This window comes from Nocardioides eburneiflavus (assembly GCF_004785795.1).
Taxonomy (GTDB): domain Bacteria; phylum Actinomycetota; class Actinomycetes; order Propionibacteriales; family Nocardioidaceae; genus Nocardioides; species Nocardioides eburneiflavus.
Genome location: NZ_SRRO01000001.1, coordinates 2,994,928 through 3,019,584 on the forward strand (window position 1 = coordinate 2,994,928; position 24,657 = coordinate 3,019,584).

Annotated in this window: 28 protein-coding genes; 19 read left to right on the forward strand and 9 right to left on the reverse strand. The window is 72.6% G+C overall.

Going from position 1 to position 24,657, the window contains the following annotated elements:
• The first annotated feature begins 2 nt into the window (after nt 1-2).
• On the forward strand, nt 3-743 hold the full coding sequence (locus tag EXE59_RS14095; protein WP_135839472.1) for a 16S rRNA (uracil(1498)-N(3))-methyltransferase: 741 nt from the start codon (nt 3-5) through the stop codon (nt 741-743).
• A gap of 41 nt (nt 744-784) precedes the next feature.
• Here EXE59_RS14095 and EXE59_RS14100 read toward each other — a convergent pair whose 3' ends face one another.
• The 3 genes from EXE59_RS14100 to EXE59_RS14110 all read right to left on the reverse strand — a co-directional run bounded on the left by EXE59_RS14100 (nt 785) and on the right by EXE59_RS14110 (nt 3,438).
• On the reverse strand, nt 785-1,846 hold the full coding sequence (locus EXE59_RS14100; protein WP_135839473.1) for a Gmad2 immunoglobulin-like domain-containing protein: 1,062 nt from the start codon (nt 1,844-1,846) through the stop codon (nt 785-787).
• Nucleotides 1,843-2,385, reverse strand: a complete 543-nt coding sequence (locus EXE59_RS14105; RefSeq protein WP_246056790.1) for a SigE family RNA polymerase sigma factor — start codon at nt 2,383-2,385, stop codon at nt 1,843-1,845. The genes EXE59_RS14100 and EXE59_RS14105 overlap by 4 nt, the downstream gene beginning before the upstream one ends.
• Before the next feature lie 99 nt (nt 2,386-2,484).
• Nucleotides 2,485-3,438 (reverse strand): Gmad2 immunoglobulin-like domain-containing protein, encoded by a 954-nt coding sequence (locus tag EXE59_RS14110; RefSeq protein WP_135839475.1) that lies wholly within the window; start codon nt 3,436-3,438, stop codon nt 2,485-2,487.
• Between the two features lie 18 nt (nt 3,439-3,456).
• On the opposite strand from EXE59_RS14110, the gene EXE59_RS25100 reads away from it, so the two are divergent.
• The 11 genes from EXE59_RS25100 to era all read left to right on the forward strand — a co-directional run bounded on the left by EXE59_RS25100 (nt 3,457) and on the right by era (nt 13,428).
• On the forward strand, nt 3,457-3,855 hold the full coding sequence (locus tag EXE59_RS25100; protein WP_425464517.1) for a DUF2695 domain-containing protein: 399 nt from the start codon (nt 3,457-3,459) through the stop codon (nt 3,853-3,855).
• Nucleotides 3,852-4,205, forward strand: a complete 354-nt coding sequence (locus tag EXE59_RS14120) for an HIT domain-containing protein (protein ID WP_135839476.1) — start codon at nt 3,852-3,854, stop codon at nt 4,203-4,205. Before EXE59_RS25100 ends, EXE59_RS14120 begins: the two co-directional genes overlap by 4 nt.
• Nucleotides 4,206-4,211: 6 nt before the next feature.
• Entirely contained in the window at nt 4,212-5,456 is a 1,245-nt protein-coding gene (locus tag EXE59_RS14125; protein ID WP_168218515.1) for a hypothetical protein, read from the forward strand.
• 96 nt (nt 5,457-5,552) lie between these two features.
• The gene (locus EXE59_RS14130; protein ID WP_135839477.1) at nt 5,553-6,602 is read left to right on the forward strand and encodes a PhoH family protein; all 1,050 of its coding nucleotides are present in this window, start codon (nt 5,553-5,555) and stop codon (nt 6,600-6,602) included.
• On the forward strand, nt 6,599-7,084 hold the full coding sequence (ybeY, locus tag EXE59_RS14135) for an rRNA maturation RNase YbeY (RefSeq protein WP_135839478.1): 486 nt from the start codon (nt 6,599-6,601) through the stop codon (nt 7,082-7,084). Before EXE59_RS14130 ends, ybeY begins: the two co-directional genes overlap by 4 nt.
• Before the next feature lie 13 nt (nt 7,085-7,097).
• Nucleotides 7,098-8,420: a hemolysin family protein gene (locus EXE59_RS14140; RefSeq protein WP_135839479.1), complete on the forward strand. Its 1,323-nt coding sequence runs from the start codon at nt 7,098-7,100 to the stop codon at nt 8,418-8,420.
• Nucleotides 8,421-8,450: 30 nt separating this feature from the next.
• Entirely contained in the window at nt 8,451-8,786 is a 336-nt protein-coding gene (locus EXE59_RS14145; protein WP_135839480.1) for a cytidine deaminase, read from the forward strand.
• Nucleotides 8,787-8,860: 74 nt separating this feature from the next.
• A complete protein-coding gene (locus EXE59_RS14150; RefSeq protein WP_246056791.1) occupies nt 8,861-10,255 on the forward strand; it encodes an FAD-binding oxidoreductase in 1,395 nt (464 codons plus the stop codon).
• Nucleotides 10,252-11,553, forward strand: a complete 1,302-nt coding sequence (locus EXE59_RS14155) for a class I SAM-dependent methyltransferase (RefSeq protein ID WP_135839481.1) — start codon at nt 10,252-10,254, stop codon at nt 11,551-11,553. Before EXE59_RS14150 ends, EXE59_RS14155 begins: the two co-directional genes overlap by 4 nt.
• Before the next feature lie 20 nt (nt 11,554-11,573).
• On the forward strand, nt 11,574-12,359 hold the full coding sequence (locus tag EXE59_RS14160) for a siderophore-interacting protein (RefSeq protein WP_135839482.1): 786 nt from the start codon (nt 11,574-11,576) through the stop codon (nt 12,357-12,359).
• Nucleotides 12,352-13,428, forward strand: coding sequence for a GTPase Era (gene era / locus EXE59_RS14165; protein WP_135839483.1), 1,077 nt, complete (start codon nt 12,352-12,354; stop codon nt 13,426-13,428). Before EXE59_RS14160 ends, era begins: the two co-directional genes overlap by 8 nt.
• 3 nt (nt 13,429-13,431) lie before the next feature.
• On the opposite strand, the gene EXE59_RS14170 is transcribed toward era, so the two are convergent.
• The gene (locus tag EXE59_RS14170) at nt 13,432-14,232 is read right to left on the reverse strand and encodes a septum formation family protein (RefSeq protein WP_168218516.1); all 801 of its coding nucleotides are present in this window, start codon (nt 14,230-14,232) and stop codon (nt 13,432-13,434) included.
• 5 nt (nt 14,233-14,237) lie between these two features.
• A complete protein-coding gene (locus tag EXE59_RS14175; RefSeq protein WP_135839485.1) occupies nt 14,238-14,723 on the reverse strand; it encodes a flavodoxin family protein in 486 nt (161 codons plus the stop codon).
• A gap of 36 nt (nt 14,724-14,759) precedes the next feature.
• On the opposite strand from EXE59_RS14175, the gene EXE59_RS14180 reads away from it, so the two are divergent.
• The 6 genes from EXE59_RS14180 to EXE59_RS14205 all read left to right on the forward strand — a co-directional run bounded on the left by EXE59_RS14180 (nt 14,760) and on the right by EXE59_RS14205 (nt 20,980).
• Nucleotides 14,760-15,518, forward strand: a complete 759-nt coding sequence (locus tag EXE59_RS14180; protein WP_135839486.1) for a class I SAM-dependent methyltransferase — start codon at nt 14,760-14,762, stop codon at nt 15,516-15,518.
• A 180-nt stretch (nt 15,519-15,698) separates the two neighbouring features.
• Nucleotides 15,699-17,438: a 2-isopropylmalate synthase gene (leuA, locus tag EXE59_RS14185; RefSeq protein WP_135839487.1), complete on the forward strand. Its 1,740-nt coding sequence runs from the start codon at nt 15,699-15,701 to the stop codon at nt 17,436-17,438.
• Nucleotides 17,439-17,530: 92 nt separating this feature from the next.
• Nucleotides 17,531-18,397, forward strand: coding sequence for an alpha/beta hydrolase (locus tag EXE59_RS14190; protein ID WP_135839488.1), 867 nt, complete (start codon nt 17,531-17,533; stop codon nt 18,395-18,397).
• 43 nt (nt 18,398-18,440) lie between these two features.
• Complete coding sequence (gene recO / locus EXE59_RS14195) at nt 18,441-19,172, forward strand: DNA repair protein RecO (protein WP_135839489.1); 732 nt, start codon at nt 18,441-18,443, stop codon at nt 19,170-19,172.
• Nucleotides 19,173-19,312: 140 nt separating this feature from the next.
• The gene (locus EXE59_RS14200; RefSeq protein ID WP_135839490.1) at nt 19,313-20,152 is read left to right on the forward strand and encodes a hypothetical protein; all 840 of its coding nucleotides are present in this window, start codon (nt 19,313-19,315) and stop codon (nt 20,150-20,152) included.
• A 45-nt stretch (nt 20,153-20,197) separates the two neighbouring features.
• Complete coding sequence (locus tag EXE59_RS14205; protein ID WP_135839491.1) at nt 20,198-20,980, forward strand: isoprenyl transferase; 783 nt, start codon at nt 20,198-20,200, stop codon at nt 20,978-20,980.
• A 3-nt stretch (nt 20,981-20,983) separates the two neighbouring features.
• On the opposite strand, the gene EXE59_RS14210 is transcribed toward EXE59_RS14205, so the two are convergent.
• From EXE59_RS14210 to EXE59_RS14225, 4 genes are read right to left on the reverse strand one after another with little or no spacing between them, the layout of a single operon-like run.
• Nucleotides 20,984-21,388: a Fur family transcriptional regulator gene (locus tag EXE59_RS14210; protein ID WP_135839492.1), complete on the reverse strand. Its 405-nt coding sequence runs from the start codon at nt 21,386-21,388 to the stop codon at nt 20,984-20,986.
• Nucleotides 21,375-22,379 (reverse strand): metal ABC transporter permease, encoded by a 1,005-nt coding sequence (locus EXE59_RS14215; protein WP_135839493.1) that lies wholly within the window; start codon nt 22,377-22,379, stop codon nt 21,375-21,377. The genes EXE59_RS14210 and EXE59_RS14215 overlap by 14 nt, the downstream gene beginning before the upstream one ends.
• A gap of 1 nt (nt 22,380) precedes the next feature.
• Nucleotides 22,381-23,196, reverse strand: a complete 816-nt coding sequence (locus tag EXE59_RS14220) for a metal ABC transporter ATP-binding protein (protein ID WP_246056793.1) — start codon at nt 23,194-23,196, stop codon at nt 22,381-22,383.
• A complete protein-coding gene (locus EXE59_RS14225; protein WP_135839495.1) occupies nt 23,193-24,161 on the reverse strand; it encodes a metal ABC transporter substrate-binding protein in 969 nt (322 codons plus the stop codon). Before EXE59_RS14225 ends, EXE59_RS14220 begins: the two co-directional genes overlap by 4 nt.
• Before the next feature lie 125 nt (nt 24,162-24,286).
• Between EXE59_RS14225 and EXE59_RS14230 the strand changes: the two genes are divergently transcribed.
• A complete protein-coding gene (locus EXE59_RS14230; RefSeq protein ID WP_135839496.1) occupies nt 24,287-24,628 on the forward strand; it encodes an antibiotic biosynthesis monooxygenase family protein in 342 nt (113 codons plus the stop codon).
• The last annotated feature ends 29 nt before the right edge of the window (nt 24,629-24,657 follow it).

Consider the following 24,657-nt stretch of genomic DNA (forward strand, 5'->3'; position numbering starts at 1 on the left):
CCGTGTCCCTGCCGGTCCACCTCGTGGAGTCCCTGGCCGACGTGTCGGTGGGCTCGCTCGTCGAGGTCACCGGCGACGAGGCCCACCACGCCGTCGCCGTGCGCCGACTGCGCGAGGGGGAGCAGGTCGTGCTCACCGACGGCCTCGGGACCTCGGTCACCGGCAGCGTCGCCTCGACCGGCAAGCGGGTCTTCACCGTCACCGTCGCGGGGATGACGCGTGACGGACGCCCCGAGCCGGCGTTCACGGTGGTCCAGGCGCTGCCCAAGGGCGACCGCGGCGAGCTGGCCGTCGAGGTGCTGACCGAGGTCGGGATCGACGTCGTCGTCCCGTGGGCCGCGTCGCGATCCGTCGCCGTCTGGAAGGGCGAGCGGGCCGCGAAGTCCCACGCCAAGTGGCAGGCCACCGCCCGCGAGGCCGCGAAGCAGTCGCGCCGCTCGTGGCTCCCGACCGTCACCCCGCTCGCCTCGACCGCCGACCTCGCCGCACTCGTCGCCGAGGCCGACCTCGCCGTCGTCCTCCACGAGGACGCCACCCTCCCGCTCAGCTCGCTCGACGTCCCCGCGTCCGGTCGCATCGTGGTCGTCGTCGGCCCGGAGGGCGGGATCGCCCCCGACGAGCTGGCTGCGCTCGCCGACGCCGGCGCGCATTCCGTACGCCTCGGCGCCGAGGTGCTGCGCACGTCGACCGCCGGCGTCGCCGCGGTCGCCGCGCTGCTCGCGCGTACGCCCCGCTGGGGCTAGCCCCTGTTCTCGCGCCGCGACCACCGATGGACCGCCCGCGATCAGTCGACGATGGTGATCCGGCGATCGTCGACGTGGACGCGACCCTCGCCCGACGGGTCGTCGGTCCGTGAGACCACGAGGTAGTCGCCCGGTGGCACGGCCGTGAGGTCGAAGGTCACCTCGAACGGGAAGAGGCGGTCCTCGTAGGTCCCGGCGATGGCGGGCTCCTCGGCGACGACCTCCCCCGCGTCGGAGAAGCGCTGGATGCGGGTGACGATGTTGCCCTCGAACGAGTTGCCGACGCCGGTCACCGTGAACGGGTGGTCGTTGTCGACGAGCAGTCCCTCGGAGGGGTTGGACAGCGACACGTGGGCGAGGACGGCGAGGTCGGAACCCGGCGACAGCGGCTCGGAGGTCGGGACGCCGAGGACCTGGTCGATCGGGTTTCCGCCGGAGAAGAACTGGACGGCCGCCCGCGCCCGGGCTGCGGCCTGGACGGTGCGGACCACCTGCTCGATCGCGACCGCGGCCTCGGCCTCGGTCATGCCCGCCGGGCGTTCCCGGTGGGCCGGGTCCACCGTCACGCCGATCACGCCGTCGTCCCCGACGCCGTCGAAGGAGATCGTCTGGATCGCATCGGCCGGCCACAGGTTCGCGTAGTCGGGATCCTCCGGCGGCAGGGACAGTGCCGCAACGGCCGCGCCGAACGGATCGCCCGCCTCCACCCTCCGGAACTCCCGGTAGAGCCGGAGGCCGTCCGGGGTGTCGCCCGCGTAGTAGGCGGCGACGGTGGTCGTCGACCCGCCGTTCTCGGCCTCGGCAGCGCGACGCATCTCCTCGAGGCGTTCCTTCCGCTCCTGCAACGAGCCGGACCCGTCGGGCGCGGGCGCAGGCGTCGTGGCCTGCTCGGCGGGGGGAGGCTCGGTGCTCTGCGGCGTACCTCCCGTGCCCAGCGCCAGCGCCGTCACCACCGACGCCGCGACCAGCCCGACGCCACCGGCGGCCCACCAGCCGCGGCCGGGACGACGTACGCCGGTCGCCGCACGGATCGCGTCGAGCCGCTCACCCGGCTCGACGCCGTCGGCGACCTCGTGGAGCAGGTCCGTGATCCGCTCGCTCATGACTCGTCCTCCCACCAGTCACCGAGGAGGTCGCGCAGGGCCGCGCGTCCCCGGTGTGCGTGTGCCTTGACCGCGCCGCGGGTGATGCCGAGCGCATCGGCGACCTGCGCCTCCGACCAGTCCAGGTAGTGCTGGAGCACGAGCACCTCGCGCTGCCGGTCCGAGAGCTGGCGCAGCGCCTGCTGCACGGCGTCGCGGCGTGACCCGCCGAGTCCCGGGCCGTCGACGACGGCGTCGCCGTGCGGAGTGTTCCGAGCGTGGCGCTCGACGACCACGCGGTGCCGCAGCGCCGAGCGGGAGCGGTTCACCACGGCCTGGCGCAGGTAGGCGAGCGCCTTGTCGGGGTCGCGCAGCCGCGACCACTTCCCGTGCATCGCGACGAACGCGTCCTGCACGACGTCCTCGGCCGACGCCTGGTCGTGGACCAGCAGGACGGAGAGGCGGACGAGCTGGCGCCAGTGGGCGGCGTAGAGCTGCTCCACCGCCGCGTCGGCGTCAGCCCCGACGAGGCCGGGGACTGAGGGCTGGGACTCGGTCACGGGCCTCCCTCGTCGTCCGGTCAGGATGGTCATGCAGTGGGACGCCCCAGGCCGCGCCCCGGTTGACGCAGGTTTCGAGACGGTCGCTGCGCGACGTCCTCACCCAGCGACGTGGATCGTCTTCGTGTCGACCGCCGGGCCGTCGCCCTCGGCGCCGCCGGACGGGTCGTCGGTCTCGCACTGCACGACGACCTCGCCGCGGATGCCCTCGAGGGGGAACTCCACCTCGAACGGGAAGAGCCTGTCCTCCATCCAGCCCTCCGATTGGTAGCCCTGGAGCACCATCTCGACGCCGTCGACCAGTAGCCGGCACGGGCCCGATGCCTCGAAGGAGTTGGCCACCCCGGTCACCGTCAGGACGTCGTCGGTGACCGTCGCGCCCTCCTCCGGCGACGTGATGTTCACGAGGTTGAGGGTCTTGAGTGGGCTGGCCTGCTCGAAGGGCATCGTGGTCGGGAGCCCGAAGAGGGAAGCGTCGCCCTCGCGCGCGACCTGGACCGGCACGCGCTCCTGCTGGACGCCCTGCAGCGTGTGGACGAGCTGTTGGAGGGCGAGCCGGGCGTCACGCCTGGTCATCCCGTCGGGGCGCTGGGTGAAGCCGTCGGAAGGGATCTCCACCAGGAGCACGCCGTCGGTCGCGGTGACCGAGGAGATCTCGACCCCGGGCCACAGCGTGCGGTAGTCCGGGTCGTCGGGCTGACCGCCGCCGGCGACCAGGCGGGCAGCCTCGAGCAGCGGGTCGCCCTCCACCCGGTGGAACTCCCGGAAGAGCACCGTACGTCCGCCCGGACCGTCGCCGGCGTAGTAGACCGGCACCGCGGTGCCTGAGCCCGCCGAGTCCGAGGGCGACTCCGACGGGGACTCGGCGGGGGACTCGGCCGGCGTCTGCGCGGGTGACTCCGACGACTGCGCGTCATCGGTCGCGGTGGGCCCGCTCGCCTCGTCGGAGGCCGGGCGGGTGCCGTCACCGGTGCAGCCGGTCAGGACCAGCGCGGTGACGAGGGCCAGCGAGCCCACGCCCGCCCAGCCGCGTACGTGTCGGGAGGAGGTCATGTCGGTCACGGTAGTTGGATGCACGGCCCCGACCGCCGGCCACACGCCGCCCTGTCGGTGGTCCCCGCGTTCGGGTGCTGTACGACGTTGCGCTTCGCGACCCGCTACCGCGACCTGCGCGCCCCACGGGCGGTGGGCCTCGAGCGGCGTCTCGGGGACAGAGGCGGTTTCTGCGACTGCGAGATTCATCAACGGCTGGTCGGCCGCACGTCACCTGTGGACGCCCGAGGTCGTGGTCGAGCACGACGGGTGGGTCGAGGTCCTCGAGGAGGCGGAGCCACCCCCCGTCGATGCCCGGTTGCCTCGGTGCACGGCTCGGATCCACCCAGCCGTGCGCGCTCTGGGAGCCGCGTCGGCGCCGGTGACGAGCCGATGTCGCACCACGGGGCCGCGGTTCGACCTAGGCTGGGCAGATGAGCGCCACGTCGGACGACTGCATCTTCTGCACCATCGTCGCCGGGGAGATCCCGGCCGAGGTGCTCGGGCGCAGCGAGCACGCGATCGCGATCAAGGACCTCCACCCGCAGGCGCCGTTCCACGCACTCGTGCTGCCGCTCGACCACCACGAGAACGCCGCCGCCTCCGCCGCGGCGGACCCGGCGGTGATCGGCCACCTCGTCGCCCTCGCCGACACGGTCGCCCGTGAGTCCGGCAACGCCGACTACCGGTTGATCGCCAACACCGGCGCCACTGCGGGGCAGAGCGTCTTCCACACCCACTTCCACGTGCTCGGCGGCTCGTCGCGCATGTCCGAGTCCCTGATCTGAGCACCCGTGTCCACCACCCGCACGCCCCGCACCCGCACGCCCCGGTCCCGTCACGCGCTCGCCGCGGTGCTGACCCTCGGCCTCCTCACCCTCGCCGCGTGCGGCGGGGGCTCCGCCGAGGCCGACCGGAGCGCCACCCAGCCGGCCGAGGCGCCGGCGACCACCTCCCCGACGGCGGAGGAGGCAGCGGCCGGATCGCACGGCAGCGGCCACTACGTCGAGCCCGCGAAGTCCAAGAAGCTGCGTGCCGGCGAGACCCGTACGACGATCGCGATGCCCGGCAGCTACACGCCGGACGCCCCCTACGGCACCGGCACCGACGACTACCGCTGCTTCCTGCTCGACCCGGGGCTCGAGAAGGACGCGTGGCTCACCGGCACCCAGGTGCTTCCCGGCAACCCCGACGTCGTGCACCACGTGATCCTCTTCCAGGTCCGACCCGACCAGGTCGCCGCGGCGAAGGCCAAGGACGCGGCCGAGGACGAGGAGGGCTGGACCTGCTTCGGCGGCACCGGCCTCGACCAGTTCCAGGACGTCGACCGGTCGTCGTGGATCGGTGCCTGGGCTCCCGGCGGCGAGGAGTCGGTGGTCAAGCCCGGCTACGGCGTACGGCTGCGCAAGGGCAGCCAGGTCGTCATGCAGGTCCACTACAACCTCCTGGCGGGCCAGCAGCCCGACACCTCGGCCGCCCAGCTGCGCCTCGCTCCCGGCAACCGGAAGTACGAGGGCCTCTCCACCATGCTGCTGCCCGCGCCCGTCGAGCTGCCGTGCCGCCCGAAGCACTCCGACGGCGAGCTCTGCGACCGCGACGCCGCGGTCGCCGACGTCAAGGAGCGCTTCGGCGCCGACGGCAACACCGCCGACCTCCTCTACTTCCTCTGCGGAGGGGAGCCGAAGGCGGGCCAGACGCAGTCGTGCGTCCGCACCCTCGGCGAGCCCATCACCATCCACGGCGTCGCCGGTCACATGCACCTGCTCGGTCGGTCGATCAGGATCGAGGTGCGACCCGGCACACCGCAGGCGCAGACCGTCCTCGACATCCCGGTCTGGGACTTCGACGACCAGGGGGGCCGCCCGATCGAGCCGATCACCCTGCAGCCGTTCGAGCAGGTGAAGGTCACCTGCACCCACGTCCAGTGGCTGCGCGACAAGCTGCCCGCCTTCGAGGGCCAGCCCGACCGCTACGTCGTCTGGGGCGAGGGCACCACCGACGAGATGTGCCTCGGGTTGCTGCAGGTCACCCGCCCCTGAGGGCGTCCCAGCCCATTCAGGTGGGACGTACGCCCCGCGCTCGGTAGCATGGTGGGGCTCTGCCACCGACCCGGAAGGCCGCCCACACGGGCATCCATGACTGCGACGAACCAGCCAGGCACCCCACCAGCCGTCACAGGGGAACGACCGACCCACACCGTCATCGTCCCCAACAGCATCGACATGGTCTCGGTCCTGGGCCCGGGCGACGAGCACCTCCGCCTCATCGAGCGCGCCTTCGACGCGACCGTCCACGTCCGCGGCAACCGCATCACGCTCGCCGGCGAGTCCGCCGAGGTCGCCACGGCCGAGCGCCTCCTCGACGAGATCGTGACCCTCGTGCGCACCGGGCAGGGTGTCACCGGCGAGACCGTGGAGCGGATCATCCAGATGCTGCGGACGGAGACGCAGGAGCGGCCGGCCGACGTGCTGAGCCTCAACATCCTCTCCAACCGCGGCCGCACGATCCGGCCCAAGACGCTCAACCAGAAGCGCTACGTCGAGTCGATCGACAAGAGCACGATCACCTTCGGCATCGGCCCCGCCGGCACCGGCAAGACCTACCTGGCGATGGCGAAGGCCGTGCAGGCCCTCCAGGCCAAGGAGGTCAACCGGATCATCCTGAGCCGACCTGCCGTCGAGGCGGGGGAGCGGCTCGGCTTCCTGCCCGGCACGCTGAGCGAGAAGATCGACCCCTACCTGCGCCCGCTCTACGACGCGCTGCACGACATGGTCGACCCCGAGACGATCCCCAAGCTGCTGGCCGCCGGCACCATCGAGGTCGCCCCGCTGGCGTTCCTCCGCGGCCGCTCGCTCAACGACTCCTTCATCATCCTCGACGAGGCGCAGAACACGACTCCCGAGCAGATGAAGATGTTCCTCACCCGGCTGGGCTTCGGCTCGCGCATCGTCGTCACCGGCGACACCAGCCAGGTCGACCTGCCGTCCGGCACCAAGTCGGGGCTCCGCGTGGTCGAGGGCATCCTCGACGGGGTCGACGACATCACCTTCTGCCGGCTCACCGGCACCGACGTCGTACGCCACCGGCTGGTCGGGCGGATCGTCGAGGCCTACGAGGTCTTCGACGCCGACAACCAGCCCGGGCCCCGCAGCGGCCCGAAGAAGTCCGAGCGGGGGCCGCGATGAGCATCGAGGTCCTCAACGAGTCGGGTCTCGAGGTCGACGTACGCCGGCTGTCGCAGCTCGCGCGCTTCGTGATGGAGCAGATGCGGGTCCACCCGCAGGCCGAGCTGTGCATCAAGGCGGTCGACGAGGACACCATCGCCGAGCTCAACGGGCAGTGGATGGAGAAGGAGGGACCGACCGACGTCCTGGCCTTCCCCATGGACGAGCTCCGCCCGGGCAAGGTCAACGAGGAGCCCGAGGAGGGCGTCCTCGGTGACCTGGTGCTGTCGCCGGCGGTCGCCGAGCGGCAGGGCGTGGAGGCCGGTCACGGCCGCGAGGCCGAGATCGACCTGCTCACCGTCCACGGCATCCTCCACCTCCTCGGCTACGACCACGCCGAGCCCGAGGAGCACGCGGTGATGTTCGGGCTCCAGGGCGAGCTGCTCGACGCGTGGCGCGCCTCCTCGGACGCCGTCTCCGACCCGCCACCACCCGCCACCTGAGGCGGGCGAGGACATGACCGCTGACATCTGGCAGCTCGGCTCGGCCGCCCTGCTGGTCCTGCTCGCGGGCCTCTTCTCGGCCGCCGACGCCGCCCTCGGGGCGTTCTCGCGCGCGCGGGCCGAGGAGCTGAAGGCCGAGGGCCGCCCCGGGGCTCCGCGCCTGGTGAAGCTGCTCGACGACCCCGCCCGCTACCTCAACACCGCGCTGCTGATGCGCCTGCTCTGCGAGATCAGCGCCATCGTCCTCGTGGCCACGTGGGCCCGCGACGCCTACCAGGGCTCACCGGTCCCGACGTTCCTCACCACGATCGGCGTGATGCTCGTGGTGTCGTTCGTCGTCATCGGCGTCGCCCCTCGCACCATCGGTCGCCAGCACGACGTCCGGGTCGCGCTCGCCTCGGCCGGTCCGATCTCGATGGTCACCACGATCCTCGGCCCCTTCCCCGCCCTGCTGATCCTGCTCGGCAACGCGATCACCCCGGGCAAGGGCTTCAGCGAGGGACCGTTCTCGACCGAGACCGAGCTGCGCGAGCTCGTCGACCTCGCCGAGGCGTCGGCCGTCATCGAGTCCGGCGAGCGCCGGATGATCCACTCGGTCTTCGAGCTCGGCGACACCATCACCCGCGAGGTGATGGTGCCCCGACCCGACGTGGTCTACATCGAGCGCCACAAGAACCTGCGCCAGACGCTGTCGCTGTTCCTGCGCAGCGGCTACTCCCGCATCCCGGTCGTCGACGAGAACCTCGACGACATCGTCGGCATGGCCTACCTGAAGGACCTCGTGCGCCGCGACTTCGAGGCGCCCGACGTGGAGTTCACCCAGCGCGTCGACGAAGTGATGCGTCCGGTCCACTACGTGCCCGACTCCAAGCCCGTCGACGCCCTGCTCACCGAGCTCCAGGCGCGTCGGCAGCACATCGCCGTCGTCGTCGACGAGTACGGCGGCACCGCCGGCCTGATCACGATCGAGGACGTGCTGGAGGAGATCGTCGGCGAGATCACCGACGAGTACGACGCCGAGGAGGTCGAGGTCGAGCGCCTCGACGGCGGCGCCATCCGCGTCTCGTCCCGGTACGCGGTCGACGACCTCGACGAGCTGGTCGGCTTCGACGTCGAGGACGACGACGTCGACAGCGTCGGCGGCCTCATGGCCAAGCACCTCGGCAAGGTCCCGATCCCCGGGTCCGTCGTGGAGTGCCACGGTCTGCGCCTGGAGGCCGAGCGCGCGACCGGCCGTCGCAACAAGATCGAGACGGTGCTGGTGACCGTGCTCGCCCACGAGGCGGCGGACGAGGTGGACGAAGGGTCCTCCACGGCCACCCCGGCCGGCCGCTGACCGGACCTGCTCGTCTCCTAGGGTTGCGCCATGACCGACGACACCCTCAGTGCCGAGGACGCCAAGCTGGTGACCCTCGCCCGCGCCACCCGCGCGCGGGCCCGCGCCGCGGAGGGTGCCGCGGTGCGCGACCTCGACGGGCGCACGTACGCCGCAGCGAGCGTCCGCCTCGAGCACCTCACCCTGTCCGCGCTCGAGGTCTGCGTCGCGATGGCGGTGTCGTCCGGCTCCGCGGGCCTCGAGGCGGCCGTGGTGCTCACCGGCGCCGAGCCCGACCTCGAGGCCGCGCGTGACTTCGCCGGACCGGGCGTCCCCGTGCACCTCGGCGACGAGCGCGGGAGGATCGGCCGCTCGACCAGCACCTGACGGTCCCGGCGCGCTCCGACCCGCCTCGCCACCACCTGCTCGCGCACGCGGCCCCGGCTCGCTAGCGTGGAGGTGTGCGATCGCCCGTGGGTCGTGAGCGGCACCGTGCCGGGGAGGCGAGGCTGAAGGAGTCCTACGCCGCCCTTCCCGAGGGTGCGCCCGTACGGCTGGCCAAGCGCACCAGCAACCTGTTCCGCGGGCGCGCCCCGGGGCACGCCGGGCTCGACGTGTCGGGCCTCGGCGGGGTGGTCGAGGTCGACGGTGACGTCGCCGAGGTGCAGGGGATGTGCACCTACGAGCACCTCGTCGAGGTGACCCTCGCCCAGGGCCGGATCCCGCTCGTCGTGCCCCAGCTGAGGACCATCACCCTCGGCGGTGCCGTGACCGGTCTCGGCATCGAGTCCACCAGCTTCCGCAACGGGCTGCCGCACGAGTCGGTGATCGAGATGGACGTCCTGACCGGCTCCGGGGAGGTCGTCACCACCAAGCCGGGCGACGAGCTCTTCGACGCCTTCCCCAACTCCTACGGCTCGCTCGGCTACGCCACGCGGCTGCGCATCGAGCTCGAGCCGGTCCCGGCGTACGTCGCCCTGCGCCACGTCCGTTTCCACGACGCCGTCTCCCTCGCCGACGCGGTGACCCGGATCGTCGCGGACCGCGCCTGGGCGGGGGAGCGTGTGGACGGCCTCGACGGCGTCGCCTTCTCGCCCGACGAGCTCTACCTCACCCTCGCCCGGTGGAGCGACGAGCCCGGCCCGACGAGCACTTCCACGGGGCTCGGCACAAGCGACTACACCGGGCAGCAGGTCTTCTACCGCTCGCTCCAGCAGCGGGCGGTCGACCGGCTCACGATGCACGACTACCTGTGGCGCTGGGACACCGACTGGTTCTGGTGCTCGCGGGCGTTCGGCGCCCAGCACCCGCTCGTACGTCGGGTGTGGCCGCGCCGGCTGCGTCGCTCCGACGTCTACTGGAAGCTCGTCGCGCTCGACCGCCGGCTCGGCATCGGCGACCGCCTCGACCGGCGTGCCGGACGCCCGCAGGGCGAGCGCGTGGTGCAGGACGTCGAGGTGCCGATCGACCGGCTCGCGGAATTCCTCGCGTGGTTCGACCGGGAGATCGGCATGCGGCCGGTCTGGCTGTGCCCGCTGCGCCTGCGTCGCGGCGAGGCCGGCGCCGACCGGCCCTGGCCGGGCTACCCGCTGGCCTCCGGCACGACGTACGTCAACGTCGGCTTCTGGGGGGTCGTCAACGTCGGGCCGGACGCCCCGGCCTCGCCGCGCAACCGCGCCATCGAGGCGGAGGTCTCCGCGCTCGGCGGCCACAAGAGCCTCTACTCCGAGGCCTTCTACGAGCCCGACGAGTTCGACCGCCTCTACGGAGGGGCCAACCTCGCCCGGGTGAAGGCCCGCTTCGACCCCGACGACCGACTCACGTCCCTCTACGACAAGGTGGTGCACCGACGATGAGCTCCCGGCCCCACTCCACGACGCCCGCTCCCCGCCGGATGCCGATCGGCGACGCGGTCGACCGGCTGGTCAGGGGAGGGCTGCCGCTGCGCTTCACGGCGTACGACGGCAGCGCCGCCGGCCCGCCCGACGCACTGGTCGGCATGCACCTGCGCACCGAGCGCGGCCTCGCCTTCCTGATGACCGCCCCGGGCGACCTCGGCCTGGTCCGGGCCTACGTCAGCGGCGACCTCGACCTGACGGGGGTCCATCCCGGCGACCCGTACGACGCGCTGGTGCTGCTCAAGGACAACACCCGCTTCCGGGTGCCGGCGCCGTCGGAGGCGCTGCAGCTCGCCCGCGGGCTCGGCCTGGCGCGCCTCCGCCCGCCCGCCCCGCCCCCGCAGGAGCACCTCCCGCGGTGGCGGCGCGCCGTCGAGGGGCTGCGGCACTCGATGGTGCGCGACGCCGAGGTCATCTCGCACCACTACGACGTGTCGAACCGGTTCTACGAGCTGGTCCTCGGACCGTCCATGGCCTACACCTGTGCGCTCTACGAGACGCCCGACGCCACCCTCGAGCAGGCCCAGGCGGCCAAGTTCGACCTGGTCTGCCGCAAGCTCGGCCTGCAGCCCGGGATGCGGCTGCTCGACGTCGGGTGCGGCTGGGGCACCATGGTCCGCCACGCGGCCCGCGAGCACGGCGTACGCGCCCTCGGTGTCACGCTGTCGCTGGAGCAGGCCGAGTGGGCCAAGGCGGCCATCGACCGGGAGGGGCTCGGCGACCTCGCCGAGGTGCGGCACCTCGACTACCGCGACGTCATGGAGGGCGGGTTCGACGCGGTCAGCTCGATCGGCCTCACCGAGCACATCGGGGTCCGCAAGTACCCCGCGTACTTCCGGCACCTGCACGACCGGCTCCGTCCCGGCGGGCGGCTGCTCAACCACTCGATCACCCGGCCGCACAACCGTCGTCAGGAGACGGGGGCGTTCATCGACCGCTACGTCTTCCCCGACGGGGAGCTGATCGGGTCCGGCACCATCATCAGCGCTGCCCAGGACCAGGGCCTCGAGGTGCAGCACAGCGAGAACCTCCGCCTCCACTACGCCTCGACGCTGCGCGACTGGAACCGCAACCTCGTCGAGCACTGGGACGAGTGCGTCGCCGAGGTCGGCGAGGGGACCGCCCGCGTCTGGGGGCTCTACATCGCCGGGTCGCGGGTCGGTTTCGAGCGGGGCGAGGTCGAGCTGCACCAGGTCCTCGCGACGCGCAACCACGACGGCGGACGCTCCGACTTCCCGATGCGTCCGGACTGGTGAGCCACCGATAGCCTCGTCCGGTGAGCACGCGCGCAGCCCAGTTCCAGGCGACCGTACGTCGCCGCGAACCGCTGTCGGACCACCTCGTCCGGCTCGTCCTCGACGGCCTCGGCGGACCTGACGGGTTCGCGTCGACCGGGATCCCGGACGAGTGGGTCGGGCTCATCGTGCCCGGCCAGTTCCAGAGTCGCTACTACACCGTCCGGTCGTACGCCGACGGCGAGCTCACCCTCGACGTGGTCGTCCACGACGTGGGTCTGGTGACCGAGTGGGCCACGCGCGACTGCGTCGGCGACGTGGTGACCATCACCGAGCCCAAGGCGTCCTTCCTGCCACCTGCCGGGGCGGCCTGGCTGCTGCTCGTCGGTGACCTCACGGCGATGCCTGCCATGGCCCGGATCGCCGAGACCCACCCCGACCTGCCCACCCGCGTGCTGGCGGAGGTGCCCGACGACCTGGCCGGCTACCTCCCCTCGACCGCCGACGTCACCTGGCTGACCCCGCCCGCGCCCGGCCGGAGCGCGCTCGCCGAGGTGGTCGAGGGCATCGACTGGCCCGAGGGCGAGGGCTACTTCTGGATGGCGGGGGAGTCCGCGCAGATGCGCGCGATCCGCAAGCACCTGATGCGCGAGGTCGGCCTGCCCACGACCCACTACGACGTCATGGGCTACTGGCGCGCCACGGCCGCCCGGCAGCCGCGCGCGGTCGACCCCGGCCCGGTCTGGCGCGCGGGCAAGGCGGCAGGGAAGAGTGACGAGCAGATCTGGGCCGACTACGACGCAGCGCGAGAGGCGAGCGATGGCTGAGGACGAGCAGCACGAGCACGACGAGCCCCACGGCCGCGACGACGAGCGGGACGACGAGCGGGACGACGAGCGGGACGACGAGCGGGACGACGAGCGGGACGACGACTTCGACCTGTCCGGCGTCGCCCCGGCCGGCGCCTTCCACGAGGCCCCCGAGGGCTTCCGCAGCGGGTTCGCGTCCTTCGTGGGGCGCCCCAACGCCGGCAAGTCGACCCTGACCAACGCCCTGGTCGGGCAGAAGATCGTCATCACGTCCTCCAAGCCGCAGACCACCCGCAACGTGGTGCGCGGCATCGTGCACCGCGACGACGCCCAGCTCATCCTGGTCGACACGCCCGGGCTCCACCGACCGCGGACCCTCCTCGGCGAGCGGCTCAACGACCTGGTGCGCACCACGTGGGCCGAGGTCGACGTGGTCGCCGTCTGCTTCCCGGCCAACGAGAAGATCGGCCCGGGAGACCGGTTCCTGGTCACCGAGCTCGCCAAGGTGCGGCGCACCGTACGGATCGCGGTCGCCACCAAGACCGACCTGGTCACCCCCGAGCAGCTGGGCCGGCACCTGCTGGACATCCAGGCGCTCGGGGAGGAGACGAAGACCGAGTGGGCCGAGATCGTCCCCGTGTCGGCGGTGTCCGGTGACCAGGTCCAGCTGCTGGCCGACCTGCTGGTGGGCCAGATGCCGGAGGGGCCGCCGCTCTACCCCGACGGCGACCTGACCGACGCCCCCGAGGAGGCGCTGGCCGCCGACCTCATCCGCGAGGCCGCCCTCGAGGGGGTGCGCGACGAGCTGCCGCACTCGATCGCCGTGGTGGTCGAGGAGATGGGCCTGCGCGAGGGGCGCCCCGACGACAAGCCGCTGCTGGACATCGTGGCCAACCTCTACGTCGAGCGTGACTCCCAGAAGGGCATCATGATCGGCCACAAGGGCTCGCGGCTCCGCTCGGTCGGCACCGCCGCCCGCAAGCAGATCGAGGCGCTGCTCGGCACACCGGTCTACCTCGATCTCCAGGTCAAGATCGCCAAGGACTGGCAGCGCGACCCCCGCCAGCTCCGCAAGCTGGGGTTCTAGACCTCAGGCCGGGACCCAGCAGATCCCGTAGCGCTGCCCGGCCTCCCACTGCTCGCGCGTCGGGCTCTCCTGCGACCAGGTGAAGTCGAGCGGGTCGTCGGCGCTGCCGGCGGCCACGTCGCGGCAGACGGGGTCCATCCGCCCGGCGATCGCGGCCGCTGCCGGAAGGCGTGCACCGGGGATGTCGACGGTCGCGACCGCCCGCCACGAGTGCCTCCTGCTGCAGGCGACGCGGTCGAACCCCCGCGTGCCGGGTGCGGCCGTGGCACACATGGCCGGCGCCCCCCACCCCTTCGTGCGGCGGGGCAGGCGGAGCAGCTCTCGTGGGGAGGCCACCGCCACGACGTCGCAGCGGAACCAGTCCGCGCCGGCCTCGGCGCGGGCGGGGCTGGGGCTGAACCACACCGCCCGCACCATGGTCAGCCGCAGCTCGCGAGGCGTACGGCCCAGGTGCCGGGGCAGCCGCCGCGTGCAGGCCGTACGCATCTGGCGCTGCGCGGCCTGCGAGTCGACCCGTCGCGTGAACCCCGCGTCGGTGGTCAGGTCGAGCGTGCCGACGAAGTAGGTCTGGGCCGTGTGCTGCTTGCGGCAGGGCACCGGCGCGGTGCGGCCGACGACCACGAGGGCCTGGCGGAAGGTCAGCGCGTGGCACTCGCCGAGTGCGGGGGTCGGGCCGGGGTCGGGCAGGGGCGTCGTCGTGGTGGGTGTGGGTTCGGGCGAGGCGGGTGCCGGCTCGTCGACCGGGGCCTCTGCGGTGGAGGTGCACCCTGCGAGCACGACGGTGGCGGCCAGGGCCGCGAGCACGCGCCTCATCCCATCACCAGTGCCGCGAGCGTCCCGCCCAGCTCGTACGCCGCCTCGCGCTGCTCTTCGCCCACGTCGCCGAGGACCTCGAGCACCGGTGCCGCCTGGCGCCAGGGCAGGGCGCCCACGATCGACTGCACGGACCGCACCGCGCCCGTCGTGTCGTAGCGACCGTGCACGTAGAGCCCGTACGGCTTCTTGCCGCCTCCGCCGGCCGCGGCCGACCCGTCGTCGGTGAGGGCGCCCCCGGCCTCGAGGAAGATCGTGTCGAAGAAGTGCTTGAGGGCTCCGCTCATGTAGCCGAAGTTGGCGGGGGTGCCGAGCAGGTACGCGTCCGCGTCGAGCACGTCGCCCGCACCTGCCTCCAGCGCAGGCCGTACGACGACCTCGACACCCTCGATCGAGTCGTCCGAGGCGCCGGCCACGACCGCCTCGGTCAACGCGGCCACCGACGGGGTCGGCGAGTGGTGGACCACCAGGAGTCGGGGCATGGCGCGAGCCTACGAGGCGGAGTAGCGTCGCGTGGCGTGACCTTCGAGGTGTCGGGCGATGCCTACGACCGCTTCATGGGTCGCTACTCCCGCCCGCTCGCTGCCGACCTCGCCGACTGGCTGGAGGTCGCGGCCGGCCAGCGGGCGATCGACGTCGGCTGCGGTCCCGGTGCCCTCACCAGCATCCTCGCGGACCGGCTCGGCGCCGACCACGTCGCCGCCGTCGACCCGTCGACGTCCTTCGTCGAGGCGTGCCGCGTGCGGCTGCCGGGCGTCGACGTCCGGCTGGGAGGCGCAGAGTCGTTGCCCCACGACGACGACTCGTTCGACGTCGCCGCCGCCTGCCTGGTGGTCCACTTCATGGCCGACCCCGTCGGCGGGCTCGCCGAGATGGCGCGGGTGACCAGTCCCGGCGGCTGGGTCGGGGCGACGGTCTGGGACCTCGCCGGGTCGCGGGCGCCGATGTGGCCGCTGTGGGAGGCGGTCGCCGAGCTCCAGCCCGAGCACCCGGGGGAGCGCGAGTTCCACGGCGGGTCCCGTGCAGGCCTGGTCGCCATCCTCGAGGACGCCGGGCTGCGCGGCGTCGAGGCCGTGGAGCTGCCGGTCACCGTCACCCACCCCAGCTTCGAGGAGTGGTGGGAGCCCTACCTGCACGGCGTCGGACCCGCCGGCGACGCCGTGGCCGCCCTCGGGCCCGATGGCCGGGCGCGGCTCGAGGGTGTCCTGCGGCGTCGTCTCGGCGACGGACCGTTCGACCTGACGGCGGTGGCGTACGCCGCCCGCGGCCGCGCCTGACGCCGGTCCCGGTCCGCAGGTCGGACGGGCCGCTGCGCACGCGCGCGAGGCGGCGTACGCTGGTCCCGTCATGATGCGCAGCCTCCTCCTTCGCTGCCGCAGCGAGGCCTAGAAACCGGCCCCCTCGCTGCGGTGTGAGGCGCGCGCCGGTCGCCCCTTCACGAGCAGACCGAGGAAGCCATGACCAACCTGAGCAACACCAGCAACCAGCAGGGCACCAGCCCGATGCCGTTCGGCCGCTACACGCCGTTCGTGCCCGTCGACGTACCCGACCGCACCTGGCCGACCAGGAAGGTCGACAAGGCGCCGCGCTGGCTGTCGACCGACCTGCGCGACGGCAACCAGGCCCTCATCGACCCGATGACGCCCGCCCGCAAGCTCACCATGTTCGAGCTGCTGGTCAAGATGGGCTACAAGGAGATCGAGGTCGGGTTCCCGAGCGCGAGCCAGACCGACTTCGACTTCGTGCGCAAGCTCGTCGAGGAGGACCGGATCCCCGACGACGTGCAGATCTCGGTGCTGACGCAGGCCCGCGAGGACCTCATCGAGCGCACCGTCGACTCGCTGGTCGGCGCCCCGCGCGCGACGATCCACCTCTACAACGCGACCGCGCCGCTGTTCCAGCGCGTCGTCTTCAACGTCACGCCCGACGAGTGCCGCAACATCGCCGTTCGCGGCACCGAGATGGTGATGAAGTACGCCGAGGAGCGCCTCGGCCCGATCGTCGGCAGCCAGGACTTCGGCTACCAGTACAGCCCCGAGATCTTCACGCAGTCCGACACCGACTTCGCGCTCAGCGTGTGCGAGGCCGTCTCCGACGTCTGGCAGCCCGAGGCGGGCCGCGAGATCATCCTCAACCTGCCGGCCACCGTCGAGATGTCGACGCCCAACACGTACGCCGACCAGATCGAGTACTTCGGGCGTGGCCTGACGCGACGCGAGCACTCGGCGATCAGCCTGCACCCCCACAACGACCGCGGCACCGCCGTCGCCGCGACGGAGCTGGCGCTGATGGCCGGCGCCGACCGCGTCGAGGGCTGCCTGTTCGGTCACGGCGAGCGCACCGGCAACGTCGACCTGGTCACCCTCGGGATGAACCTGTTCAGCCAGGGCATCGACCCGCAGGTCGACTTCAGCGACATCGACGAGGTGCGCCGCACCGTCGAGTACTGCACCAACCTGCCGGTCCACCCGCGCCACCCCTACGCCGGCGACCTCGTCTACACCGCCTTCTCCGGCTCCCACCAGGACGCCATCAAGAAGGGCCTGGAGGACCTGGACAAGAAGGCCGCGGCGCTCGGCGTCCCCGTCGGCGAGCTGCCGTGGGAGGCGCCCTATCTGCCGATCGACCCCAAGGACGTCGGCCGGACCTACGAGGCGGTCATCCGGGTCAACAGCCAGTCCGGCAAGGGCGGCGTCGCCTACGTCCTCAAGTCCGAGCACAAGCTCGACCTGCCGCGTCGGGCGCAGATCGAGTTCAGCCGGGTCGTGCAGCAGCACACCGACACCGAGGGCGGCGAGATCACGCCCGAGGAGATCTGGTCGGTGTTCCGCGCCGAGTACCTCGACCGCGAGACCCCGCTCAAGCTGAACTCCGTGCACACCTCCAGCGCCGCGGGGGAGAAGGACCAGCTCACCGTCGGGGTCTACGTCCACGGCGAGCGGCACGAGCTCAGTGGCCAGGGCAACGGTCCGATCGCGGCGTTCGTCGACGCGATCGCGGCGGTCGGCCACGACGTACGGGTGCTGGACTACGCCGAGCACGCCCTGTCCGCCGGTGGCGACGCGATCGCGGCGGCGTACGTCGAGTGCGCGGTGTCCTCCGACAGCGGCGACAAGGTGCTGTGGGGCGTCGGGCTCGACGCCAACATCGTCACCGCCTCGCTCAAGGCCGTGATCAGCGCCGTCAATCGCGCGTGACCCTCCTCCCCACCCCCGCTCGGTAGTCCGCTGCGAAAAGCCGGTCCGCGGACGTCCCGGACCGGCCGATCGCAGCGGACTACATTGAGCCCATGCTGGTGAGCGAGCGGATCGGACAGTTCTTCGTCGAGTCCGACGGCGGGCGCGACCGGCTCGAGTACACCGAGTACGGCTCGGGCGACGACTGGGTGGTGCTGCTGCACGGCCTGCTCATGCCGCGCCGCATGCAGCAGCCGCTCGCCCGGGCGATGGCCGCCCGGGGGCTGCACGTGGTGACCCTCGACCTGCTCGGCCACGGCCGCTCCGACCAGCCCGCCGACCCGCTCGTCTACTCGATGACGTCCTTCGGGGAGCAGGTCGTGGCGCTGCTCGACCACCTCGGTGCCGAGCAGGCGGTCATCGGCGGCACGTCGCTGGGCGCCAACGTCTCGCTCGAGGTCGCCGTCATCGCGCCCGAGCGGGTCAAGGGACTCATCGTGGAGATGCCGGTGCTCAACCACGCGCTCGTCGCGGGGATCCTCGCCTTCGTCCCGATCATGCTGGCCGCGCGCTACGTGCCCGTCACCGCCAACACCCTCCAGCGGCTCTCGCGCTCGGTCCCGCGGGGGATCGTCCCGTTCTGGGCCGGGATCTGCCTCGACACCGTCGACCACCGCGCCGAGTCGATCGCCTCGGTGCTCCACGGGGTCATCTTCGGCCGGCTCGCACCGTCGTCGTCCCAGCGTCGCCGGATCCAGGCCCCGGTGTTCGTGGTGGGCCACCCGATCGACCCGATCCACCCGTTCGTCGACGCCGACATGCTGGGCGCCGAGCTTCCGCGCGTGCGGATGGAGCGGGCGTCCTCGATCCTCGAGTGGCGCTTCCGCCCGGACCGGCTGACCGCGGCCGCCACCGACTTCGCGCTGGAGTGCTGGCAGGACCGGCCGGCGACGACGAAGGCCCGCACCCGGAAACGCTGACGCGCAGCCGGTTCCAGCAGGGCCGGTGGGGGAGAATGGTCGGGTGCCCCTCTACCGCGACGAGGCCGTCGTGCTCCGCACCCACAAGCTGGGCGAGGCCGACCGCATCATCACCCTGCTGACGCGTCAGCACGGGCGGGTGCGCGCGGTCGCCAAGGGCGTGCGCCGTACGACCTCGCGCTGGGGCTCGCGCCTCGAGCCGTTCACCCACGTCGACCTCCAGCTCGCCGAGGGCCGCAGCCTCGACGTGATCACCCAGGCCGAGACGCTCGACCCGTTCCACGCGAGGCTGGGGCTCGACTACGACCGCTACACCGCCGGCACGGTGATGCTCGAGACCGCCGAGCGGCTGGTCACCGAGGAGAAGGAACCGGCGGTCCAGCAGTTCCTGCTCCTCGTCGGCGGCCTGCGCGCGATGTCGGGCGGCGAACACCCGGCCAAGCAGGTGCTCGACTCCTACCTGCTGCGCTCGCTGTCGGTCGCCGGCTACGCGCCGTCGTTCGACCACTGCGTCCAGTGCGGCGTCGAGGGCCCCCACCGGTTCTTCAACCCGTCCGCGGGCGGCGTGCTCTGCGCCTCGGACCGCATGCCTGGCTCCGCCACGCCGGCCTCGGAGACGGTGCTGGTGCTCGGCGCGCTGCTCGTCGGCGACTGGCCGGTCGTCCACGCCGCTGACCCCCGGCACCTCCGCGAGGCCAGCAACCTGGTGTCGGCCTACCTCGCCTGGCACCTCGAGCGCGGCCTGCGCTCGATGGCGTACGTCGAGCGCGGGTGAGGTCGGGTCCCTCCCCGACCGAGGCACCCCCGATTGGGGATCTTGCTCCACGCGCATACCGGACCTGTGCGGGGCCTCGTTGGCACGAGTAGGGGTCGTCGGCCCCTCCCACACCACTGCGGACCTCGGAGGCGATCGTCATGCCCGACCACACAGACCTGCTGCTCCTGCGACGTCGGGCGGGGCGCTGGACCGCCTTGGCAGGTGCCGTTCTCGCGATGTCACTGTCGTCCCCCGGACCTGCGGCGCACGCCGGGGACGGGGAGCTCCTGGACGACGTCACCGGCGCCGCCGGGACGGTGACCGAACCCGTCGTGGACCCGGTGCTCGAGGCCATCGAGACAGTCGTCCCCCCGGTGGAGCAGGCCGTCGAACCGGTGGTCGAGGACGTCGTCGAGCCGACGGTGACCCAGGTCGAGGACGCCGTGCAGGAGACGACGGGCGGCGACCGCGGTGCTCCCTCGGAGGGAGCGGCCCGCTCGCAGGCCGAGCACGACCCGGGCGACCGACCGGACAGCGAGCCCGTCGCGCAGGCCGCCGAGCCCGTGACCTCCTCCCAGCCTGCCCCCGCGACCCCGGCGACCACCCCCACCGGTCAGGGCAGCAGCCACGCCACCGGCCAGGAGGGTCCGGGGGACGGGCCGGGGGCCGGCGCAACCGACCGACCGCGCGGAGGGCGGCGTGCGGTTGCTGCGTCCTGCGACGGGGTCGACGGCCTCCCGCCGCGCGGAGCAGCGGCACCCGTCGTCCGGGACCGCGACGTACGCGACGCCGAGGTCGCCGGATCGAGCCGTGGCGACGGCCGGCCCGATGACCGGTCGGACGGTGCCCGCGCCTTCGTCCTGCCGGGACCCGGCGGCCCGGCGCCGGCGCTCGTCGAGCCCGATCCGGTCCGCACGCTCTGGCTGACCGGGCTCGTCGCGCTGGTCATGATGCTGACGGCCGGCCTGACCGTGGTCCTGGTGCGCGAGCTCGAGTGACCGGCCCGGCACCCTCGGCGAGCGTCCAGCACTACGCTGGCGCACGTGAAGCGACAGGTGAAGCCGCCCACCCCACACCCCAGCGGCGCCACCCCGCCGCCGGTGCCGCGCGACCTCGTCCCGGAGCACGTCGCGATCATCATGGACGGCAACGGCCGCTGGGCCAAGCAGCGTGGGCTGCCGCGCACCAAGGGCCACGAGGAGGGCGAGAGCACGCTCTTCGACGTCGTCGAGGGGGCGATCGAGATCGGCGTGAAGGCCGTCTCCGCCTACGCGTTCTCCACCGAGAACTGGTCGCGCTCGCCCGACGAGGTCCGCTTCCTGATGGGCTTCAACCGCGACGTGATCCGCCGCCGCCGCGACGAGATGCACGACCTCGGCGTACGGGTGCGCTGGGCCGGTCGCGCACCGCGGCTGTGGAAGTCGGTCATCAAGGAGCTCCAGGTCGCCGAGGAGATGACCAGGGACAACGATGTCCTCACCCTGACGATGTGCGTCAACTACGGCGGTCGCGCCGAGCTCGCCGACGCGGCCCGCGCCATCGGTCGGGAGGTCGCCGCCGGCCGACTCGACCCGGACAGGATCGACGAGAAGACCTTCGCCCGCCACCTCTACGTGCCCGAGCTGCCCGACGCCGACCTGGTCTGGCGCACGTCGGGTGAGCAGCGCCTGTCCAACTTCATGCTCTGGCAGGCGGCGTACAGCGAGATGGTCTTCAGCGACGTGCTCTGGCCCGACGTCGACCGGCGTCACCTCTGGGCGGCCATCGAGACGTACGCCAGCCGCGACCGCCGGTACGGCGGCGCGATCCCCAACATCCCGGGCTGAGCCCTACCGGCAGGCCGGGCAGGTCCCGAAGATCTCCAGCGTGTGGCTGATGTCGGCATAGCCGTGCTCGCCGGCGATCGAGCTGGTCCACCGCTCGACGGCAGGTCCCTCGACCTCGACGGTCGCGCCGCACGAGCGGCACACGAGGTGGTGGTGGTGCGTGTCGGAGCAGCTGCGCCAGATCGCCTCGCCGTCCTCGTTGCGCAGCATGTCGACCTCGCCGGCCTCGGCGAGCGTCGCGAGGGTGCGGTAGACGGTCGCGAGCCCCACGGAGTCGCCCTGCCGCGAGATCAGGTCGTGGATCTCCTGCGCGCTGCGGAAGTCGTCGAAGCCGGCGAGCGCCGCTGCGACGGCGAGCCGCTGGCGGGTCGGGCGTACGGGCGGGCGCCGCTGCTCAGTGCTCGTCATAGTGCTCCCCGTGCGGTGCGTGGCGATGGCCGTCGTGGACGTAGTCGACGTGGTCGCCGTGCGGGACAGCGGGGTGGCCGCAGTCCTGGCCGTGCTCGTGTGGGTGCTGGTCCGGGGAGCGGTGCGGGGTCGCGGCCACCTCGGGGAAGGGCGCCAGCAGCCGGCTGCGGCGGCGCAGCCACACCCCGATCGGCCACGTCGCGGTGAACATCGCCAGGGCGAGAAGCACGATCGTGGGTCCGGGGGCGACCGCGACGGAGAACGACAGCCACGCACTCAGCAGCAGGCCGCCGACCGACGCGAGGCACCCGACCCCCATCGCGCCGAGGAGCGTCACCCGGAAGGAGCGGGCCAGCTGCTGCGAGGTCGCGACCGGCACGACCATCAGCGCCGAGACCAGGAGCAGCCCGACCGTACGCATCGCTACGGTGATGCTCACCGCGGCGAGCACCGCGATGAGCAGGTTCCACGCGCGTACGCGCAGGCCGGCCACCCGGGCGAAGTCCTGGTCGCTCGCGACCGCGAACAGCTGGGGCGACAGCCCGACCGCCACGACGAGCACCACCGCGGTCAGCGCCGCGGTGAACCACACGTCGGAGGCGGAGATCGCGTTGAGGGAGCCGAACAGGTACGCCTGGAGGGTGGCGGCGCCCTCGCCGGCGATGCCGGTGATGAGGACGCCTCCGGCCAGGCCGCCGTAGAACAGCAGGGCGAGCGCCACGTCGCCGTTGGTGTGGCCGCGCTCGCGGATCAGCTCCATCAGCACCGCGCCGAGCACGGCGACGAGGACGGCGGTCCACGTCGGCGACGTGCCGGTGAGCAGGCCGAGGGCGACGCCGGTCACCGCGACGTGGCCGATGCCGTCGCCGAGGAGCGCGAGCCGGCGCTGCACCAGGAAGGTGCCGATCGCCGGGGCGGCGAGGCCGGTCAGCAGCGCGGCGATGAGCGCGCGCTGCATGAACCCGAGCGAGAAGAGGTCGACGAAGGTCATCTCAGTGCGCCCCCCGGTCCCAGTCGAAGGGTGACGCCACGTGCGGCGCGTGGTCGTGGCTGCCCGGCCCGTGATCCGGTCCGTGGTCGTGGTCGTGGTGGGTGTGGGACGCGACCTCCTGGGTGAGCGGAGGGCCGTCGTAGGCAACCCGGCCGTCACGCATCACCACCGTCCGGTCGACCAGGGACATCATCGGGCCGATCTCGTGCGCGACGAGCAGGATCGTGGCCCCGCGCGCCTTGAGCCGCCCCAGCGCGTCCGCGAGGGCCTGCTGGTTGGGCAGGTCCACGCCGGCCGTGGGCTCGTCGAGGACGAGCAGGTCGGGCTCGCTGGCGAGGGCGCGCGCGATGAGGACGCGCTGCTGCTGGCCGCCGGAGAGCTGGGACACGCCGTACGAGGCTCGGTCGGTGAGGCCGACCACCTCGAGCGCCGACTCCACGGCGCGGCGGTCGGCCGCGCTCGTCGGTCGCAGCAGACGGCGTCGCCCGACGCGCCCGGACGCCACGACCTCGCGCACCGTGGCCGGCACGCCGCCGGTGGCGGTGGAGCGCTGCGGCACGAACCCCAGCCTCGACCAGTCGCCGAACTCCTCGATCGGGGTGCCGAACAACCGGACCACTCCCCGGGTGTGGGGGAGCAGCCCGGTGACAGCGCGGACGAGGGTCGACTTCCCCGAGCCGTTGGGGCCGAGCAACGTCACCATCTCACCGGCGCGCACGGCCAGGTCGACGTCGCGCAGGACCGGCCGGCCGCCGATGGCGACGGAGACCTGCTCGAGGGTGACGGGAGCGACGTCGGGGGAGGGGGGCGAGGTCACGAGCAGCCGTTGGCCTGCTGGAGTGCTGAAAGGTTCGAGCGCATGATGGAAAGGTAGTCCTCGTCGGCCGTCTCGTCCGAGAGGCCCTCGAGCGGGTCGAGGACGGCCGTCGTCACGCCAAGGTCGCCGGCGAGGGTCTCGGCCATCTTGGGGCTGACCAGCCGCTCGGAGAACACGGTGGTCACGCCGTCGGCCTCGATGGCCTCCTGGAGGTGGGCCAGGTCGGCGGCGGTGGGCTCGGCGTCGGGGGAGAGGCCGGCGATCGCCTCGAACTCCAGGCCGTAGCGCGTCAGGTAGGCGAACGCCTGGTGGCTCACCACGGTCGTGCTGCGCTCACACGTGGCGAGGCCCGAGCTGTACTCCTCGTCGAGCGTCTCGAGCTCGGCGCGGAGGGCAGCGGCGTTGTCGGCGTAGGTCTGCGCGCCGTCGGGGTCGACCTCGGCGAGCTCGTCGGCGACGGAGTCGGCGAAGTCCGCGACGCGCAGCGGGTCGAGCCAGAAGTGCGGGTCGAGGTCACCGTGGTCGTCGTGGCCCTCCTCCTCGGCGTGCTCGTCCTCGGCGTGCTCGTCCTCCGACTCCCCCTCGTGGTCGTGGTCGCCCTCGGTGGCCGGGATCAGGTCGACCACGGCGGCCGCGTCGAGGATCGGCGCGTCGCTGTTCTCGGCAGCGGCGTCGACCGCCGGCTGGAAGCCCTCCTCGAGCACGACGAGGTCGGCGCTGTCGAGGGACGCGGTCTGCGCGATCGTGAGGTCGAGGTCGTGGGGCTCCTGCCCGGGCTGGGTGAGGTTGTCGACCGTCCACCCGTCGCCCGCCACCCGCTCGGTCACCCACGCCAGCGGGTAGAACGACGCGACGGCCTGGCGACCACTTCCAGACGCGCCGGCGTCCGACGACCCGCACCCGGCAAGGAGGACGGACGCGGTGAGGATGCTGGCAAGGGGGACGAGGCGGGTGGCGAGCGACATGAGAACGATTCTCAGCGATGTTGAGAATCGTTGTCAAACTCAGGGGTAGTCCACCGGGAAACGGTCGTGCTGACGGTCCCCAGACAGCCAGAACCCGGTGGACTACCCCGCCGTAGGGTGGTGCCGTGCTCGTCCTCACCCGCCTCCGTACGCCCTCCGGCCCCACCGGTCCCGACGCCGCGGCGGAGGATGAGCTCCGGCAGGGCCTCCTGCGTGCCCTCGCCATCCTCGCCGCGAAGCCCGGCTACGTCGGCGGCCAGGTCGGCCGCAACGTCGACGACCCGGGACTGTGGGTGCTCACCACTCGCTGGGAGAACGTCGGCTCCTACCGCCGCGCGCTGGGTTCGTACGAGGGCAAGATGCACATCCAGCCGCTGATGGTGCACGCGGTCGACGAGCCCAGTGCGTACGAGGTGGTCGAGGAGGGGACCGACCTCAACGAGGCCCGACCCCGATCGATAGGGTGAGCGCTCGCTCGACCCCGTACGCACTGCCC

Bases quoted from the DNA above. Each gene is read 5' to 3' on its own strand.
- EXE59_RS14130 (WP_135839477.1), top strand. From the start codon at position 5,553: ATGACTGCGACGAACCAGCCAGGCACCCCACCAGCCGTCACAGGGGAA.
- EXE59_RS14140 (WP_135839479.1), top strand. From the start codon at position 7,098: ATGACCGCTGACATCTGGCAGCTCGGCTCGGCCGCCCTGCTGGTCCTG.
- ybeY (WP_135839478.1), top strand. From the start codon at position 6,599: ATGAGCATCGAGGTCCTCAACGAGTCGGGTCTCGAGGTCGACGTACGC.
- EXE59_RS14145 (WP_135839480.1), top strand. From the start codon at position 8,451: ATGACCGACGACACCCTCAGTGCCGAGGACGCCAAGCTGGTGACCCTC.
- era (WP_135839483.1), top strand. From the start codon at position 12,352: ATGGCTGAGGACGAGCAGCACGAGCACGACGAGCCCCACGGCCGCGAC.
- EXE59_RS14100 (WP_135839473.1), bottom strand. From the start codon at position 1,846: ATGAGCGAGCGGATCACGGACCTGCTCCACGAGGTCGCCGACGGCGTC.
- leuA (WP_135839487.1), top strand. From the start codon at position 15,699: ATGACCAACCTGAGCAACACCAGCAACCAGCAGGGCACCAGCCCGATG.
- EXE59_RS14200 (WP_135839490.1), top strand. From the start codon at position 19,313: ATGCCCGACCACACAGACCTGCTGCTCCTGCGACGTCGGGCGGGGCGC.
- EXE59_RS25100 (WP_425464517.1), top strand. From the start codon at position 3,457: ATGCACGGCCCCGACCGCCGGCCACACGCCGCCCTGTCGGTGGTCCCC.
- EXE59_RS14210 (WP_135839492.1), bottom strand. From the start codon at position 21,388: ATGACGAGCACTGAGCAGCGGCGCCCGCCCGTACGCCCGACCCGCCAG.
- EXE59_RS14190 (WP_135839488.1), top strand. From the start codon at position 17,531: ATGCTGGTGAGCGAGCGGATCGGACAGTTCTTCGTCGAGTCCGACGGC.
- EXE59_RS14225 (WP_135839495.1), bottom strand. From the start codon at position 24,161: ATGTCGCTCGCCACCCGCCTCGTCCCCCTTGCCAGCATCCTCACCGCG.
- EXE59_RS14215 (WP_135839493.1), bottom strand. From the start codon at position 22,379: ATGACCTTCGTCGACCTCTTCTCGCTCGGGTTCATGCAGCGCGCGCTC.
- EXE59_RS14120 (WP_135839476.1), top strand. From the start codon at position 3,852: ATGAGCGCCACGTCGGACGACTGCATCTTCTGCACCATCGTCGCCGGG.
- EXE59_RS14110 (WP_135839475.1), bottom strand. From the start codon at position 3,438: ATGACCTCCTCCCGACACGTACGCGGCTGGGCGGGCGTGGGCTCGCTG.
- EXE59_RS14155 (WP_135839481.1), top strand. From the start codon at position 10,252: ATGAGCTCCCGGCCCCACTCCACGACGCCCGCTCCCCGCCGGATGCCG.
- EXE59_RS14175 (WP_135839485.1), bottom strand. From the start codon at position 14,723: ATGCCCCGACTCCTGGTGGTCCACCACTCGCCGACCCCGTCGGTGGCC.